Annotated in this window: 20 protein-coding genes and 1 tRNA gene; 11 read left to right on the top strand and 10 right to left on the bottom strand. The window is 65.0% G+C overall.

Annotated elements, in window-relative coordinates; all coding sequences use genetic code 11:
- Positions 1-33: 33 nt before the first annotated feature.
- The 3 genes from ABXS05_RS23315 to trpA are packed head-to-tail and all read left to right on the top strand — an operon-like array spanning position 34 to position 2,799.
- Positions 34-690, top strand: a complete 657-nt coding sequence (locus ABXS05_RS23315; protein ID WP_437178696.1) for a phosphoribosylanthranilate isomerase — start codon at positions 34-36, stop codon at positions 688-690.
- 15 nt (positions 691-705) lie between these two features.
- The gene (gene trpB / locus ABXS05_RS23310; protein WP_311943679.1) at positions 706-1,923 is read left to right on the top strand and encodes a tryptophan synthase subunit beta; all 1,218 of its coding nucleotides are present in this window, start codon (positions 706-708) and stop codon (positions 1,921-1,923) included.
- Positions 1,924-1,971: 48 nt separating this feature from the next.
- Positions 1,972-2,799, top strand: a complete 828-nt coding sequence (gene trpA / locus ABXS05_RS23305; RefSeq protein ID WP_367625543.1) for a tryptophan synthase subunit alpha — start codon at positions 1,972-1,974, stop codon at positions 2,797-2,799.
- 160 nt (positions 2,800-2,959) lie between these two features.
- On the opposite strand, the gene ABXS05_RS23300 is transcribed toward trpA, so the two are convergent.
- Positions 2,960-3,523: an NUDIX domain-containing protein gene (locus ABXS05_RS23300; protein WP_437178692.1), complete on the bottom strand. Its 564-nt coding sequence runs from the start codon at positions 3,521-3,523 to the stop codon at positions 2,960-2,962.
- 153 nt (positions 3,524-3,676) lie between these two features.
- Between ABXS05_RS23300 and ABXS05_RS23295 the strand changes: the two genes are divergently transcribed.
- A tRNA-Leu gene (locus ABXS05_RS23295) sits at positions 3,677-3,761 on the top strand.
- Between the two features lie 238 nt (positions 3,762-3,999).
- Here the strand turns inward: ABXS05_RS23295 and ABXS05_RS23290 are convergent.
- Complete coding sequence (locus ABXS05_RS23290; protein ID WP_146126940.1) at positions 4,000-4,278, bottom strand: hypothetical protein; 279 nt, start codon at positions 4,276-4,278, stop codon at positions 4,000-4,002.
- A gap of 329 nt (positions 4,279-4,607) precedes the next feature.
- On the opposite strand from ABXS05_RS23290, the gene ABXS05_RS23285 reads away from it, so the two are divergent.
- The 5 genes from ABXS05_RS23285 (at position 4,608) to ABXS05_RS23265 (ending at position 8,231) form a co-directional block, all read left to right on the top strand.
- Positions 4,608-4,853, top strand: coding sequence for a hypothetical protein (locus tag ABXS05_RS23285; protein WP_311943671.1), 246 nt, complete (start codon positions 4,608-4,610; stop codon positions 4,851-4,853).
- A 109-nt stretch (positions 4,854-4,962) separates the two neighbouring features.
- The gene (locus tag ABXS05_RS23280; protein WP_311943670.1) at positions 4,963-5,184 is read left to right on the top strand and encodes a hypothetical protein; all 222 of its coding nucleotides are present in this window, start codon (positions 4,963-4,965) and stop codon (positions 5,182-5,184) included.
- A 170-nt stretch (positions 5,185-5,354) separates the two neighbouring features.
- Positions 5,355-6,086: a DUF2459 domain-containing protein gene (locus ABXS05_RS23275; RefSeq protein WP_311943668.1), complete on the top strand. Its 732-nt coding sequence runs from the start codon at positions 5,355-5,357 to the stop codon at positions 6,084-6,086.
- A 194-nt stretch (positions 6,087-6,280) separates the two neighbouring features.
- Complete coding sequence (locus ABXS05_RS23270) at positions 6,281-7,063, top strand: L,D-transpeptidase (RefSeq protein ID WP_367625542.1); 783 nt, start codon at positions 6,281-6,283, stop codon at positions 7,061-7,063.
- Between the two features lie 271 nt (positions 7,064-7,334).
- Positions 7,335-8,231 carry a DUF937 domain-containing protein gene (locus ABXS05_RS23265; RefSeq protein WP_367625541.1) on the top strand — a complete coding sequence of 299 codons (897 nt, stop codon included), beginning with the start codon at positions 7,335-7,337 and terminating at the stop codon, positions 8,229-8,231.
- 144 nt (positions 8,232-8,375) lie between these two features.
- Here the strand turns inward: ABXS05_RS23265 and ABXS05_RS23260 are convergent, their stop codons facing one another.
- Positions 8,376-8,633: a BQ00720 family protein gene (locus ABXS05_RS23260; protein ID WP_311943662.1), complete on the bottom strand. Its 258-nt coding sequence runs from the start codon at positions 8,631-8,633 to the stop codon at positions 8,376-8,378.
- Between the two features lie 47 nt (positions 8,634-8,680).
- A complete protein-coding gene (locus ABXS05_RS23255) occupies positions 8,681-9,109 on the bottom strand; it encodes an Hsp20 family protein (protein ID WP_068293755.1) in 429 nt (142 codons plus the stop codon).
- A 213-nt stretch (positions 9,110-9,322) separates the two neighbouring features.
- Here ABXS05_RS23255 and ABXS05_RS23250 point away from each other — a divergent pair, with 213 nt between their 5' ends.
- Positions 9,323-10,666 carry a cobyrinic acid a,c-diamide synthase CobB gene (locus ABXS05_RS23250; protein WP_367625540.1) on the top strand — a complete coding sequence of 448 codons (1,344 nt, stop codon included), beginning with the start codon at positions 9,323-9,325 and terminating at the stop codon, positions 10,664-10,666.
- 124 nt (positions 10,667-10,790) lie between these two features.
- On the opposite strand, the gene ABXS05_RS23245 is transcribed toward ABXS05_RS23250, so the two are convergent.
- Positions 10,791-11,348, bottom strand: coding sequence for a DUF924 family protein (locus ABXS05_RS23245; RefSeq protein ID WP_367625539.1), 558 nt, complete (start codon positions 11,346-11,348; stop codon positions 10,791-10,793).
- 141 nt (positions 11,349-11,489) lie between these two features.
- Here ABXS05_RS23245 and hrcA point away from each other — a divergent pair, with 141 nt between their 5' ends.
- Positions 11,490-12,563 (top strand): heat-inducible transcriptional repressor HrcA, encoded by a 1,074-nt coding sequence (gene hrcA / locus ABXS05_RS23240; protein ID WP_376717768.1) that lies wholly within the window; start codon positions 11,490-11,492, stop codon positions 12,561-12,563.
- A gap of 45 nt (positions 12,564-12,608) precedes the next feature.
- On the opposite strand, the gene ABXS05_RS23235 is transcribed toward hrcA, so the two are convergent.
- From ABXS05_RS23235 to ABXS05_RS23215, 5 genes are all read right to left on the bottom strand, one after another.
- Entirely contained in the window at positions 12,609-13,598 is a 990-nt protein-coding gene (locus ABXS05_RS23235; protein ID WP_311943655.1) for a GlxA family transcriptional regulator, read from the bottom strand.
- Positions 13,599-13,718: 120 nt separating this feature from the next.
- The gene (locus tag ABXS05_RS23230; RefSeq protein ID WP_311943653.1) at positions 13,719-14,126 is read right to left on the bottom strand and encodes a VOC family protein; all 408 of its coding nucleotides are present in this window, start codon (positions 14,124-14,126) and stop codon (positions 13,719-13,721) included.
- 32 nt (positions 14,127-14,158) lie between these two features.
- Complete coding sequence (mog, locus tag ABXS05_RS23225; protein WP_311943651.1) at positions 14,159-14,686, bottom strand: molybdopterin adenylyltransferase; 528 nt, start codon at positions 14,684-14,686, stop codon at positions 14,159-14,161.
- A 5-nt stretch (positions 14,687-14,691) separates the two neighbouring features.
- Entirely contained in the window at positions 14,692-15,582 is an 891-nt protein-coding gene (locus ABXS05_RS23220; RefSeq protein WP_367625538.1) for a transglutaminase family protein, read from the bottom strand.
- A gap of 241 nt (positions 15,583-15,823) precedes the next feature.
- Entirely contained in the window at positions 15,824-16,171 is a 348-nt protein-coding gene (locus ABXS05_RS23215) for an endonuclease domain-containing protein (RefSeq protein ID WP_367625537.1), read from the bottom strand.
- Positions 16,172-16,234 lie beyond the last annotated feature (63 nt).

Here is a 16,234-nt window from a genome sequence, read left to right as displayed (position 1 = left end):
GCAATGCGCGCCGGATGCAACTATCTCGACGCCATTATGGCATTGATCAAGATCTGCGGTCTCTCCACCCCCGACACGCTGGAAGCGGCTCTGGCCGCCGGCGCCGACATGGTCGGCTTCGTGTTCTTCGAGAAATCGCCCCGCCATATCGGCTATGATCTGGCGGCCCAGCTGGGCGCGCAGGTCTCGGGCCGTGCGCGCAAGACCGCCCTCTCCGTCGATGCCGACGATGCCAGGCTCGACGCCATCGTAGCCGCCCTCGCCCCCGACGGGCTGCAGCTGCATGGCAAGGAAAGTCCCGAGCGTGTGGCGGCCGTCAAGGCCCGCTACGGCCTGCCGGTCCTGAAGGCGATCGGTGTCTCCAGCGCCGCCGATCTCGAAGGGGCAGCCGCCTATCGCGGCGTGGCCGACTGGCTGTTGCTCGACGCCAAGCCCCCGAAGGACGCCGCCCATCCCGGCGGCAACGGCGTGACATTCGACTGGACGCTGCTCAAGCATCTCGACCGCACCCTGCCCTTCATGCTATCGGGCGGGCTCGATCCCGCCAATGTTGCCGAAGCCATCCGCATCAGCACCCCCGACGGGGTCGACGTCTCGTCGGGCGTCGAAGACCGGCCCGGCGTGAAGAACCCCGACAAGATCAGGGCTTTCGTGGAGAGGGCGCGCGCCTCCTTCACGTCATCCCGCTGACAACAGGCCGCAACGATGACCGAGACCCCCAAGCTCAATTCCTTCCGCAACGGACCCGATGAGCGCGGTCATTTCGGGCAGTTCGGCGGGCGCTTCGTCGCCGAGACGCTGATGCCGTTGATCCTGTCGCTGGAAGAGGCCTACAAGCAGGCCAAGGCAGACCCGGCCTTCCACAAGGAGATGGCGGGGCACCTGTCCACCTATGTCGGCCGGCCCTCGCCGCTCTATTTCGCCGAAAGGCTGACCGAGCATTTCGGCGGCGCCAAGATCTATCTCAAGCGTGAAGAGCTGAACCACACCGGCTCGCACAAGGTCAACAATGTGCTCGGCCAGATCATGCTGGCGCGTCGCATGGGCAAGCCACGCATCATCGCCGAGACCGGCGCTGGCCAGCACGGCGTCGCCACCGCCACGCTCTGCGCCCGCTTCGGCCTGAAATGCGTGGTCTATATGGGCGCCGTCGACGTCGAGCGCCAGGCGCCCAACGTCTTCCGCATGAAGATGCTCGGCGCCGAGGTCATTCCGGTGCAGTCCGGCTCCAAGACGCTCAAGGACGCCATGAACGAGGCGCTGCGCGACTGGGTCACCAATGTGCACGACACCTTCTACTGCATCGGCACCGTGGCCGGCCCCCATCCCTATCCGGGCATGGTGCGCGACTTCCAGTCGATCATCGGCCGCGAGACCCGCGAGCAGATGATGGAGGCCGAAGGGCGCCTGCCCGACAGCGTGATCGCCTGCATCGGCGGTGGTTCCAACGCCATGGGCCTGTTCCATCCCTTCCTTGACGATCCCTCCGTCGAGATCATCGGGGTGGAAGCGGCCGGGCACGGCCTCACCAGCCTGCACGCCGCCTCGATCGCCGGCGGCCGCCCCGGCGTGCTGCACGGCAACCGCACCTATCTGTTGATGGATGCCGACGGCCAGATCGAGGAAGCCCATTCCATCTCCGCCGGCCTCGACTACCCCGGCATCGGGCCGGAACATTCCTGGCTGCACGAGGTCGGCCGCGCCACCTACATGTCCGCGACGGACCAGGAGGCGCTCGACGCCTTCCAGCTGCTGTCGCGCCTGGAGGGCATCATTCCCGCGCTCGAATCGGCTCACGCCCTCGCCCGGGTGGCCGAGCTCGCACCGAAGCGGCCCAAGGATCACCTGATGGTGGTCAGCCTCTCCGGCCGCGGCGACAAGGACGTACCGCAGGTTGCCGAGATTTTGGGAACGTCGCTATGACCTCGCGCCATCCCATCCTGCCGCCCCCTGCTCCGAGCCTGTGACACCATGACCAGCCGCCTCACCGCCCGCTTCGCCGCCCTGGCCGCCGAAAAGCGCGCCGCCCTGGTGACCTTCGTCACCGCCGGCGATCCCGATATCGAGACTTCCGCCAAGATCCTTGCCGGCCTGCCGGCTGCCGGCGCCGACATCATCGAATTCGGCATGCCCTTCACCGATCCGATGGCCGACGGCCCGGCGATCCAGGCTGCGGGCCTGCGGGCCCTCAAGGCCGGCATGACGCTGACCAAGACGCTCGGCGTCATCCGCGAATTCCGCAAAAGCGACGATGCCACGCCGATCATCCTGATGGGCTATTTCAACCCGATCTACATCTATGGCGTCGAACGCTTCCTGGTCGATGCCAAGGCCGCCGGGGTCGACGGCCTGATCGTGGTCGATCTGCCGCCGGAAGAGGATGACGAGCTCTGCCTGCCGGCGCTGAAGGCCGGCATCGCCTTCATCCGCCTGGCGACGCCGACCACCGACGACAAACGCCTGCCCAAGGTGCTGCAGAACACCTCGGGCTTCGTCTATTATGTCTCGATCACCGGTATCACCGGCTCGGCCACGCCCGATTTCGGCGTGGTGGCCGGCGCCGTCGGCCGCATCAAGCAGCACACCGACCTGCCGGTCTGCGTCGGCTTCGGCGTCAAGACCGCCGAGCACGCCCGGGCCATCGCCGAGGGCGCCGACGGCGTGGTAGTGGGTTCGGCCCTGGTGGAAGCGGTACGCAGCAGCCTCGATGCCGACAACATGGCGACGGAGAAGACGGTGCCGGCCGTGCTGGCGCTGGTCGGCGACATCGCCAAGGGCGCCCGCAGCGTCAAGAAGTAAGGCCCGCATACCTATGCCCTTCTCCCCTTGCGGGAGAAGGTCCCGGCAGGGGGATGAGGGGTCGCGCGCCCTCTCGGAAATGTCGAGAAACCCCTCATCCGGCACTTCGTGCCACCTTCTCCCGCAAGGGGAGAAGGGATGGGACCCGCGCGATCATCCTTTAAAACAGCTCCGGCCGCTTCAGCCGGAGCGTCTGCACCAGGGCGTAGGTCTTGAGATCGGAAAGCTCGCCGCGGTCGGCCATGGCGGCTAGATCCTTCAGCCCGATCTCGACCACTTCGATCTCTTCGTTCTCCTCTGCCAGGCCGCCGCCGGCGCCCACGCGGCTCGCCGCCGCATATTCGGCCAGGAACATGTGCATCTTCTCGGTCGAGATGCCCGGCATCACGAAGGCCGCCCCGAGCGGGACCAGGGCCTTCAGTTCCAGCCCTGCCTCCTCCATCGCCTCGCGCCGGGCGCAATCGGCCGGATCGTCCTCGTCCAGGATACCGGCCGGTGCCTCGAGCGAGGCCTCCACGCCATGTCCCTTGAGAATCGCAACGCGCAACTGGCGCACCAGCAACGCCAGCCGGCGCTCGGGATCGAAGGGCAGAACCGTCACCGCATCGCCGTGATCCTCGACGCTGCGGTGAATCACCGCGCCACCGGGCGTGCGGGCCTTGACCATCAGCAGGCGGTTCCAGCCGTCATAAAGCAGGGCCTCGTCGAGAATCGCTGCGGCCAAGGCATTCACTCCATTCGAACTCCGCCGCAGACAAGCCCAGCAAGGTGTCAAACGCAAGGCAGAACGCCGGTTTTGCGGCGGTTTCATCAAGCTGTCGCAAGAACTGCAAATGGGCGTTGACATCGGCTCTCCGCCCCCCTAGAAGACCCCCGCGCCCAGATGGCGGAATTGGTAGACGCGCACGGTTCAGGTCCGTGTACTGCAAGGTGTGGAGGTTCGAGTCCTCTTCTGGGCACCAATTTCGGAAAGGCTCGACGTGGCTAACGGCCCGTCGGGCCTTTTGCATTTCGAGGCCTCAAGACGCAGAGCATCGCTCACGCCCGAGCCCTAAGGCGTTCTGCGATTTGGTGGAATCACCAAGAATCGCAAAACGCCTTAGCCAATCCTTTGGATTGGCTTGGAAACAAAGAGTGAGAGCAAATAAGCGTTCACGCTTGAACGCGCTTTGCTCCAGGTTTCAGCTATCGTCTCGGGTTTCAGCTGTCGTCGCGCAGCCTCTCGGCCCGTTCGCGGGCTTCAGGGGGAATCGGCAGCAAGCCGGAGCCCCGCAGCATCGCCTCGATCGCCGTGTTGGCATGGTCGAGCGCGCTGCCGGCAGCATAGTCCCCGTCCAGCCAATCCGGCAATTCGTTCAGCACATTGGTGAGGCAGGCGAGCAGCATCGCCTCGTTGTCGGACAGGCTCGCCTTGATACGCTGATACTCGGCCGCGAGAACGGTCGGGTGCTCGTCATAGTCCAAGGGTCGAAATGCCATATACCGCAGCCCCGTCGCGATGTTGCAGGCCTGGCAAATTGCGTTCAGCCGCGCGCCAGAGCGTCTTGCGATTTAGCGGTGACGCCAAGAATCGCAAAACGCATCGAACCAAAGAGTGAGAGCAAACAAGCGTTTCCGTCTAAACGCGTTTTGCTCTGGAGAGCACTGGCTTATCGCGTGTGACCGCCACGTTACAAGGCTCGCGATTATCTCCGGGACAGACGGCTTTGCGCAAGGCCTGCGACGGCAGGTCCCGAAAAGCCCGGTCACGCCCCTATCACGCCCCTGGGAGATTGTTAGCTTACAAACAGAACCAGGGGAGAGTAACGATGGGAATGCATCTGACCGGTCCGAGCAGCGGCCAGGAGCCGTGCCTGTTGTTCGAGGATTGCGGTGTTCTCTCCGCCGAGCGGCTGGAGCGTGGCATTCCCTGTCTCGACTTTGCTTCTCCGAATTGCGCGACGAGCGGTATCGCTGCCCTGAAGGCCAAGCTCGCCGTCCGCAAGGCCATGGTGCGCGTGCATGATCGCCTGAAGGCAATTGAGGCCGAGTGCAACGGCCGAGGGCCCGATTGAACGACGGCCTCGACAAGATCCGTCCCCGCAAACCGCTGCGTTACGGGATTGTGCCGGCGATCACGCTGCCGCCACGAAGTTCCGCGACACTCCGGCCGAATGCAGGGCCATGTCGGGTGTGGCCGTCTGGGGAGAGCTCACCATGCGTGCCATTCTATCCTTGTTGATCATCGTCTATCTGATCGGGGTGGGCGTCCAACTGGCCCCTGTGGTCCAAGGGCAGTGGAGCAGCGGCTCGGCCTCCGATTTTGCCAGCAGCATCGCCCGAGCGCTTCCCGATGCCCTGACCTGGCCAGCCAAGGTCTACCGCGGCCTGACCGACAAGGCCTGAGAACACCTCCGTCTCGCGTCGGCCCTCGTCTTTCTCCCATCCGAGCCTTATGATCGAACCGGTTCAGTTGGTTTGCGCGCACGAAGCGTTTTGCGATTCGGCGGAATCATCTCGAATCGCGAAAAAGCGTCCGACCATCATGGGGGGAGCCTTGCAGGCGTCTTCGCAGCATGCCTGATCCCGCCAGCGGGGTTGTGGCCGGAACGATGAGGCGCACGCGGCTCTCGCAGAGCCTGCGCCTCCTGTCCGCACTCGCCGCCCTGCCGTTCCTCGCCCTTCTCGGCTTCTTGCTTGTCGCCATCGGCTTCGCACTCCTGCCCGCGCCTGGGCGAGCCCAGCAGGCCGACAGCGAGCCGCCCCTCTATCTGTGCGCCTCCCTCGCCCATACCGACATCGTGATGCCGAGCCGGGACGCGCTGGTCGATTGGGCGGGACTGTTTCCGGCCGTCACGCCCCCCGACCTGCCCAGCGAGGCCTATCTGGCCTTCGGTTGGGGCGACCTCGTCTTTTTCCAGGACACGCCGACCTGGGCCGACACCAGGATATCGACGGCCCTGGCGGCCCTTGCCGGCCGGCACGACACCGCCCTCAGGGTGGTCGCCCTCAATCCGCCGGTCGCCAATCCCGACTGCCTGCCGCTTGCGGTTGACAGGGAAGGCCGGCAGGCCCTGATCGCCCATATTCGCGCGAGCCTGCAGCCGGACACCGCCGGCAAGGCCCAGCAGCGCCCCGGCGGCACGGGGCTCGAAGCCTTCTATCTCGCCAGGGGGCGCTACGGACCGTTCAACACCTGCAATCAATGGGTGGCCGAGGCCCTCGCAGCCGCCGGCCTGCCCCATGCCCGCTTCGCGCCTTTCAGCTTCAGCGTCACCTGGCCCCTCGGGGAAGGCCGAACCAGCTAGAGCAAGCGGTACGACAATCTTGTTGCCGGAAGAACACACCCTCGGGCGCTTTTGCATCCGCCGCCGACAAGCTCGCCACGGGCGCACAATCCTGCCGCAATGGCTGCCTACGCCCCAGCCTCACCGAGACGCCGCCGCAGCTTCCGAGCTCCGGCAGGCGCGGACGAATAAAAGCAGCACATATCTGGACTAAAATGATACTGGCACGAAGCATTATCCTTCTGGCCTTGCCGCTGATGCTTGCAAGCTGCGTCACGACGAGCGCGAAGATCGACACCTCTCTGGCAACCCCGGCCGTTGCCCCGCAGGCGGGCGCGAGCGCACAGCTCGCCGCCCTGCCCATCGTCAAGCCCGAGGAGGCCCGGAACGCCCCCGCCGCCACACCGGAAACGGCCGAGGCGCTCGACCCCCATTATGCCGCCCTCTATGCCGGCTCCAGGGATGGCGCCTACCCGATCAAGGCCGTGGATCTGGCCAGCGTGGCACCCCGTTTCTGGCGCCGCGAGGTTTCCTATCAATCATCGGAAAAGACCGGCACCATCGTCGTCGACCCCAACAAGCGTTTCCTCTATCTGATCCAGGGCAACGGCAAGGCGCTGCGCTACGGGGTCGGCGTCGGCAAGGTCGCGGAGTACAATTTCCAGGGCGAGGCGATCATCGCGCGCAAGGCCACGTGGCCGCGCTGGACCCCGACCCCCACCATGATCGCCCGCAATCCCAAGCAATATGGCCGCTATCGGTCCGGCATGGCCGGCGGCCCCAGCAACCCGCTGGGCGCCCGCGCGCTCTATCTCTATAGCGGCGGCCGCGACACGCTGTATCGCCTGCATGGGACCACCAACCCATCCGCCATCGGCACCAAGGTCTCGTCCGGCTGCATCCGGCTGACCAACCAGGACATCATCGATCTCTACAAGCGCGTTCCCGTCGGCACCAAGGTGATCGTGCTGCCGGTAGGTGCCAGCCGCTCGGCCTGACCGCTCGAAGAGCAGGATAATCTTCGCTCGGCCATGATGGCGCACCGCCTGGCCGGGCGATCAGCCAAGCGGCAATCCTCAAAACGAGGTTCGGCGCGACATACGAAATTCAAATCTTTCCTATTCCGTAAAGGAATTTGAATCTTCGCGAAACGTCATTCTGCCGGGCACTTGGCGGGCGGCAAGAACAGCCGGCCCCACGCCATTGAATTTTGCAACGGAGACGATTGGGTACTAAGGTATCCATAAATTTTCTGACACGAGGAATGAAATGGCCATCAATCTTCCCAGCCTCGTCTCCCAATTGATCACCCCCGATCTCATCGAGCGCGCCGCTGCAATCATCGGCATCGACCCGGCCCTGGCCGGAAAACTGGTCGGCGCCGCGATTCCCTCCGTGCTCGGGGCCTTCGCCAGCGAGGCCTCTTCTCCCGACGGGGCCAAGGGCATTTCCGATCTGATCTCCAGCCAGGATCCGGGCCTGTTCGACACGCTGTCTGCCGGCGTGACCAGCGGCGATGCCAATGCCTTGGCCAGCGGCGGCAACGTGCTGACCTCCCTGCTCGGCGCCGAAGGCGTCAACCAGCTGGCCAATGTCCTCGGCCAGGCCACCGGCGCCCCACCGCAGGCCGCCGCTTCCGTGCTCGGTCTTGTCGGCCCGGCCGTCGTCGGCGCCCTCGGCAACCAATCGCCGGAGAATTGGGCGGACGGCAATGCGGTGGCCACGCTCTTTGCGGGCGAGAAACAGGCGATCACGGCGGCACTCCCGGCCAGCCTCGCGGCGGGACTTGCCGATAGCGGCTTTCTGCAAGGCCTGGACACGGCGGTCAGCGGCGCCTTCCGGACCACGCCGCCGCAATCCACGCTGGGTTCGGCCGCACCGGGACCTCAGGCGGGCACGTCGACCCTCGGATCCGGCGAAACGGCAGCACCAGCCAGCCGGTCGACACTCGACACCAAACCGTCTCCCAGCCCTCAGGTCCAGCACCAGGCCGCTCCCCCGCCGCCACCGCAATCGAGCGGCAGCATGACCTGGCTCTATCTCATCATCGCCATCCTGGTCGTCGGCGCCCTCGCCTGGTACTTCCTCTACAAGCGCCCTCAGGCGAGCGCACCGGCCACCACCGGCCAGATCGAGATGCCCGCCGCATCACCCCCGCTCGCCTGAAGAGCGACGAAGCCGGGGCATATCTCGATAGAGAAGGCGACGAAGCTTGCGCTTCGCCGGTTGGCCTCGACACAAGAAAGGCGACGAAGCTTGCGCTTCGCCGCCCTGGATCCGCTCCTGGCGGATGCACTTCTCGTGAGCTGCTCAGTGCAGGGAAACCGGCACCAGTTCCTGTTCCCAGGCATTGGCCACCGCGCCCTCGGCCGAGTCGGCGATCATGATCGGCGTGCCGTCGGCGGCATTGAGGGTGAACAGCTTCAAGCCGGGACGGATTTCGCCGAGCTGCGGATAGAGCCGCATGGCATCCTCCGACATGATCGGCTTGACATAGGCGACATGCCCGGCGCCCAGGGCGGCCAGCATCTCGGGAGTAGGCACAGCAGTCTTATCGTTCCGGATCATGGGACCCTCCTGAACGTTGAATACAATGGAAAAAAGCAAGCGGTTCGTCAGTCCCGCACCGCGATGTCGATGCGCTTGGCGACGCGCTCGGGCTCCGGGCGGATCAGATCGACGGAAAGCAGCCCGTTCTTCAAATCCGCACCCATCACCTCCATGCCATCGGCGAGGAGGAAAGTGCGCTGGAACTGGCGGGCTGCGATGCCGCGATGCAGGAAGACGCGGGATTTGTCGTCCACCTGGCGCCCGCGGATGACGAGCTGGTTTTCCTCGATCGAGACGTCAAGCTCCTCGCGGCTGAAGCCAGCGACGGCGAGGGTGATTCTCAACCGCTCGGGTGGTCGATCACAGGAACCGACCCGCTCGATATTATAGGGCGGATAGCCGTCATTGGCGGCTTTGGCGACCCTGTCCAGTGCTCGTTCGATCTCATCGAAACCGAGCAGGAAGGGCGAGTTCAAGGTTGGTACGCGCGACATTGCAAAGCCCTCGCAGGAAGCGACTTTGGAGTGGGACCCTGACGGCATCCCCGTTCCGGCAACTCCGGAACAATCTCAATATGGGCAAGCGCAAGGGGGTTTCAAGAGGGGCTCGGGAATGCAGTGAGGATTTCCGGGCCAAGCCCTCCGGGGCAAACGTGTTTTGGTGGAAACGCTCTTGCGCGCCGCTCCCGGGCGAGGCAGGAACGGCATATGATCCCTCCCGGCCTTCTCATTGCCGCGCCCCGCTCCGGCTCCGGCAAGACCACTCTGGTGCTCGGCCTGCTGCGCGCCCTCGCCCGCAGCGGCATTGCCGTACAGCCGATGAAATGCGGCCCCGACTATATCGATCCCGGCTTTCATGCCGCGGCCGCCGCGCGGGTGAGCTACAATCTCGACAGCTGGGCGATGCGCCCGGCCCTCCTCGACAGCCTGATCCACCAGGCCGGCAGCGATGCCGAGCTCTTCATCGGCGAGGCGCTGATGGGGCTGTTCGACGGCGTTGTCAGCGACGGTGCCAGCGGGGACGGCTCCTCGTCCGGCCTCGCGGCGCGGCAGGGCTGGCCAGTGCTGCTGATTCTCGACATTTCCGGCCAGTCCCAGTCTGCCGGTGCCGTCGCCAAGGGCTTTGCCAGTTTCCGCCCCGATGTGCGCATTGCCGGCGTGGTGCTCAACAAGGTCGCCAGCTCCCGGCACGAGGCTTTGGCACGCAAGGGCATCGAGGAGGCCGGCCTGCCCGTGGTCGGCGTCCTGCCCCGCAATGCCGACCTCGTGCTGCCTGAACGCCATCTCGGCCTGGTCCAGGCCGACGAGACCGCCGAACTCGACCAGCGGCTGGAAGCTTTGGCGGATTTCGTCGAGGCCCATTGCAGCATCGAGGCCATCCGGTCCCTCGCCGGGCCGACCAAACTGCCGACGGGGCTGGACCAGGCAGGTCTTCCGCCGGCCGATATCAAGGATGCGGGCTTACGCCCGCCCGGCCAGCGCATCGCGCTGGCCCGCGACGCCGCCTTCTCCTTCGTCTATCCGCATCTGATCGCCGGCTGGCGCCGCCAGGGCGCCGAGATCATCCCCTTCTCGCCGCTGGCCGATGAGGGGCCGGCAGAGGATGCCGACATCGCCTGGCTGCCGGGCGGCTATCCCGAACTCCACGGCGCGCGGCTCGCCACCGCCACCCGTTTCCAGCGAGCCCTGCGCCAGTTCGCGCAGACCCGTCCCGTGCATGGCGAATGCGGGGGCTACATGGTGCTCGGCCAGGTCCTGACGGATGCGGAAGGCACGGCCCACCGCATGACCGGCCTGCTCGACCTCGAAACCAGCTTCGCCAAGCGCAAGATGAATCTGGGCTATCGTCTCGCCGAACTGAAGCAGGATTGCCCGCTCGGCAACCGTGGCAGCCTGGTGCGCGGCCATGAGTTTCACTACTCGACCACCTTGCGCTCCGGCGACACGCCGCTCTTCGAGGTCAGCGATGCCAACGGTACCTCCCTGGGGGCCCTCGGCAGCCATCGCGGCCGGGTCACCGGCTCCTTCTTCCATGTGATCGACAGAGCATAACTCCACAGTCGTGATTTGGCAGAGAGACCGCGCCTGCGTCATTGCGAGCGCAGCAAAGCAATCCAGTCTTGGTAAAACACGTGGCTCCTGGATTGCTTCGCTGCGCTCGCAATGACGGAGGGCTTCAGCCCGCAAAGCCGCCCTCGTCGAGAAAACGGCGTTCTTCCGGCGTGCAGACGCGGCCAAGAATATCATTGCGATGAGGAAAGCGGCCGAAGCGGGCGATGATGTCGCGATGCTCCTCGGCATACTTCAGATAGTCGCCTTCCAGCGTCCGGCACAGAGCGAGGCAGCGCTCCTGGTCGGCAAGCTCCTCCGAATGCATGAAGGGCAGATAGAAGAAGATGCGCAGCTCCGGCGCAATGCGGCGGTCATGGCCATGAGCCAGAGCCGCGGCTGCAACCTGTCGTGCCTGGGGATCGCCGGCATACATCGCCGGCGTATCGCGAAAGGCATTGCGCGGAAACTGGTCGAGCAGCAGCACCAGCGCGAGCGCACCGGGCGCCGTCGCCTCCCAGTCCGCGAGTTCGCCACGCATGGCAGCCTGATGCAGGGTGAGGAAACGCGTGCGAAAATCGCAATCGAACCCTTCATCCTTCTCGAACCAGCGTTCGGGACCCGCCGCAACCCAGAAATCGACGACGGCGCTCGCGGAAGGTGGAACCGAATCGACCATGACCATGTTCTCCTTGCGCTGACGAGACTAGAGGCGAAACTTGAACGAAGGAGGAATCTGCATAGCGCTGCGGAAACTACAATTCCACCATTGAACAATCGCCGAATGCTCGTCACATTAGCGTCGAGGAGACAGACCTTGTCCGCTGTGACGCCGACCATTCCTTCGAGTGAACTTGCCCAGCTGAACGAACGCTCGCGCGAGATATTCCGTCAGATCGTCGATTCCTATCTTGCGACCGGGGAGCCCGTCGGCTCCCGCAACATTTCGCGCCTGCTGCCCACCTCGCTGTCGCCCGCGTCGGTGCGCAATGTCATGCAGGACCTGGAGGTGCTCGGCCTGATCCAGGCGCCGCATACCAGCGCCGGGCGGCTGCCGACCGAACTCGGCTTGCGCTTCTTCGTCGACGCCATGCTGGAATTCGGCGACCTCGCCGCGCAGGACCGCGCCCAGATCGACGCGCAGATCCGGGCAAGGACATCCTCGCGCTCCCTCGAGGACGTGCTGATCGAGGCCTCGGCCACCCTGTCCGGCCTGTCGCGCGGTGCCGGCGTGGTCGTCACCGGCAAGCGCGACCAGCGGCTGAAGCATATCGAATTCGTACGCCTCGAACCCACCCAGGCCCTGGTCATCCTGGTCTCAGAGGAAGGCGCGGTGGAAAACCGGGTCATCACCGTGCCGGCCGGCCTGCCGACATCGGCGCTGGTGGAGGCCTCCAACTATCTCAACGCCCGCGCTCGCGGCAAGACGATCGAGGACCTCAAGCGCGAGATGAGCAGCGCCCTCGACGCCGGGCGCGCGGAACTCGACGATCTCACCACCAAGCTGATCAATACCGGCCTGGCAAGCTGGAGCGGCGGCCCTTCCGACATGCCGCAGCAGCTCATCGTGCGCGGCCAGGCCAATCTCCTGGAAGACCTGCATGCCGGCGAAGACCTGGAGCGCATCCGCCTGCTCTTTGCCGACATCGAGGCCAAGAAGGACCTGATCGACCTGCTCGGCCGTGCCGAGGGCGGCGACGGCGTGCGCATCTTCATCGGCTCGGAGAACAAACTGTTCTCGCTCTCGGGCTCCTCGATGATCGCCGCACCCTTCCGCGATGCCAACCAGAAGATCGTGGGCGTGCTCGGCGTGATCGGGCCGACGCGGCTGAACTATGCCCGCGTGGTGCCAATGGTCGATTATACCGCAAAGGTCATCGGGAAGTTGCTCAAGCCCTGACTCGGCAGGCCAGGGGCGGCCGGCAACATGCCCGTCCCGGCATGGTCAGCGCTTTTGAACGCCGGGATTTTCGCCTTCCCGCCGATCTTCGCGCGGCGTTATCGCAAAATGCGCGCGATAGGATCGCGAAAGACATGATGCGGAGGAATAGCCGCAGGCCATGGCGATCTCCATCACGCTCATGTCGGTCTGGCGCAAAAGCAGGCGGGCGCGCTGCAACCTGAGCTGCAGATAGTAATTGGCCGGTGAATCCTTGAGCTCCGCCCGGAACAGGCGTTCGAGCTGCCGGGCGGAGACACCGGACAGGGCGGCAAGGGCCTTGGCGTCGAGCGGCGTCTCCAGATTGGCCTCCATCGCCGCCACCACGCGGATCAGCTTGCCATTGGCGACCCCCAGCCGCTTGGGCAGGCTCATGCGCTGGCGGTCGTGGCGCGGGCGCAGCCTGTCGTGGATGAACTGCTCGGACACGGCCACCGCCAGGGCCTGCCCATATTGGCGGGCGATCATGTCGAGCATCAGGTCGAGCGCCGCCGTGCCGCCGGCACAGGTGAAATGCTTGGCCGACACCTCGAACAGGGCCTCGCTGATCTCGATGTCCGGAAAGGCTTCGGCGAAGCCGGGCGCCGCCTCCCAATGCATGGTGACCTTGCCGCCACTGAGCAGACCGGCTGCAGCGAGGATCCAAGCCCCGGTATCGAGTGCGCCGATCTCGGTGCCGCGGCGCGCGAGATGGCGCAAGCGAGCCAGCATCGCCTTGCTGGCATAGTGCTCCGGCTCGAAGCTGGAGCAGACGATCAAGGTAGGAATGTCGCCGCTGGAGGGCAGAGCGCCTCCCACTGGGATCGGCCAGCCATTGGAAGCCTTGACCGGCTCGCCATCCATCGACCAGGCCCGCCAGTCGAAGACCTGCCGCCTGGCCATGCGGTTGGCGACGCGCAAAGGCTCGACGGCAGCCGAGAACGCCATCATCGAGAATTGCGGCACCAGCAGGAAATCGATCCGGATAGGCCCCGGCCCCGCATGCGGCTTGAACACGACTATTGGCTCCGGGCGGTCAAAGCATTTTCGAGAAAAGTCGATCGACTTTTCGATTAAGAAAATGCGTCAAAACAAAGGATTAGAGAAAATCTCGATCTCTTCGAATCGCAATTTTCTCTATGGCGCAATCAAGTCGCCACGATAGACAATATGGATCTTGTTGCCATCGGGATCGCGCAGATAGGCACCGTAATAGCCCTTGCCGTAATGCGGCCTTTCGCCTGGCTGCCCCTCGTCGGCGCCACCGGCCGCCATGCCACCGGCATAGGCGGCGTCGACCGCCTCGGGCGAAGCGGCCTGGAAGGCGACCATGCTGCCATTGCCGACCGTGGCGGGGTGACGGTCGAAGGGATTGTAGGCATAAAAGCGCGGTAACGGCCTGGTGGGGTCGACCCAGCAGCGGGCGTCTGGGCCATCATCGGGCGTGACGGGGCGCTGGCGCAGCCCGAGCGGCGCCAGCAGGGCATCGTAGAAGCGAGCAGCGCGCTTGAGGTCGCCGACGCCGACCGTGACATGGCTGAACATGGCCTTGCTCCTTGCTGGGTCCGGCCTGCCGATCAGCCACCGGGCCTGAACGCCTTGCAGAGAGCCGGATCCGTCTCCAGCCGCGGACCTTCGATCAGGTCGATGCAATAGGGGATGGCGGGGAAGACCGCCATCAGGCATTGCTCGATCGAGGCCGGCTTGCCCGGCAGGTTGACGATCAGGCTCCGGCCGCGAATGCCCGCCGTCTGGCGCGACAGGATGGCGGTCGGCACATATTTCAGGCTTTCCTGGCGCATCAGTTCGCCGAAGCCCGGCATCATCTTGGCACACACCGCCTCGGTGGCTTCCGGCGTAACGTCGCGCCGGGCCGGGCCCGTGCCGCCGGTGGTGCAGACGAGGCAACAACCCGCCTCGTCGGCGAGTTCGATCAGCGTCCGCTCGATCAGGTCCTGCTCGTCGGCGATGACCCGCACCACCGGCTCCCAGGGCGAGGTCAGCACACGTTGCATGAAGCCGGCGATGGCCGGGCCGCTCTTGTCTTCGTAGATCCCGGCGCTGGCGCGATCCGAGATGGTCAGAATTCCGATCCTGGCAGTCATTTCGATCATCCTAACGGCGCGACATCCACGGAGACGCGCAGGCTGTGCCCGGCCGAAGCGACGACGACGCCGTCCACCGGGGCGACATCGGCATAATCGCGCCCGACTGCGACGCGCACATGGTCCTCATTCGCGGGCACCGCATTGGTCGGATCGAGATCGACCCAGCCGAGCCCGGCGCCGCACCATACCGAAACCCAGGCATGGCTGGCATCCGCTCCCACCAGCCGTTCCTGGCCGGGCGGCGGATGGGTTCGCAGATAACCCGAAACATAGGCGGCGGGAATACCGATCGCACGCAGTCCCGCCAACATCCAATGCGCGAAGTCCTGGCAGACACCGTGGCGCGTGCGGGCCACCACGTCGAGCGGGGTCGAAATATCGGTGGCGTTGGGATCATAGACGAAATCGCGATGGATGCGCTTCATCATCTCGATCGCTCCATCGAGCACCGGGCGTCCCGGTTCGAAGGAGACAAGCGCGTAGTCGCGCGCCTCCGCGAGCAGCGGTACGAAACGGCTGGCGAACAGATAATGTGCCGGCGCCGAACCGCAGAGGTCGGGCACCAGCAGCGCGCTCTGGGTGACCTCACCCCAGGATGGAGTCAGCAGGGCATGGGGCGTCTCGCGAGGCTGGACCTCGATGCGCACGCGCGACTCGAAGCGATGCCGGGTAGCCGTGCCGGCAAAGCGGACATGGGTGGTGCGGTTGCCGAAGAAGTCGACCGCCTCGGTCTGCTCCAGCGGCTTGGGGGCGATGGTGAGCTGGGCCGAGAACACCCGCTGATTGCCACCGGTCTCAGGCTGGAGGTGCAACGTGCAGCGAGCCGCCGCGACTTCGGTGCGGTAGAGATAGGTCGTGGTGTGGCGGATGAGATAGAGCACGGCGGAACTCATCGGAAAATGCAAGCAGAATTCATCTATGGGCGACGACGCCCCTCACCCTTACCCTCTCCCCGTAAGAACGGGGCGAGGGGACTTCCAATGCGCCGCCATGCTCTGAGAGATACCATCTTGCCCAACCGTCGGGCGAGACGAACCACCTCCAATTTCAAACGCGACATCTGAGCCCCCTCGCCCCGTTCTTACGGGGAGAGGGTAAGGGTGAGGGGCGGCGTGGCCGATCCGAAAATTCATGTCAAATCGTCGCCAAAATGAGTTCGCACACACCATCGACACTCTCGTAAATATCAGCATTTTGCACACGCAAAATGCGATAACCTTGTGCTTTCAGATATCGCTCGCGCCCCTGATCACGCACTCTCTCTTCGTCCGTCGAATGCGTTGCTCCGTCGATCTCGATGATCAGCCGCGATTCGCGGCAGGCAAAATCCACAAAATAAGATCCCAGCGGCAATTGGCGAACGAATTTGTGTCCGGCGAGTCCGCGATTTCTCAGGTTCGCCCATAAGAGTCGTTCGGCCTTCGGCGCCTGCCGGCGCAGCCGTTGAGCATGGCCATGGATCGGTGGATCAGCACTACGCACGATAAGAATCCTTTGCGCTGCCCCTCACCCCTGCCCTCTCCCCGTAAGAACGGGGCGAGGGGG

The sequence above is a fragment of the Labrys neptuniae genome (genome assembly GCF_040797145.1).
In the GTDB taxonomy this organism is placed as follows: Bacteria; Pseudomonadota; Alphaproteobacteria; order Rhizobiales; family Labraceae; genus Labrys; species Labrys neptuniae.
The sequence above is the reverse complement of the archived record's forward strand: the minus strand, read 5'-3'. Positions and strand labels throughout refer to the sequence as shown.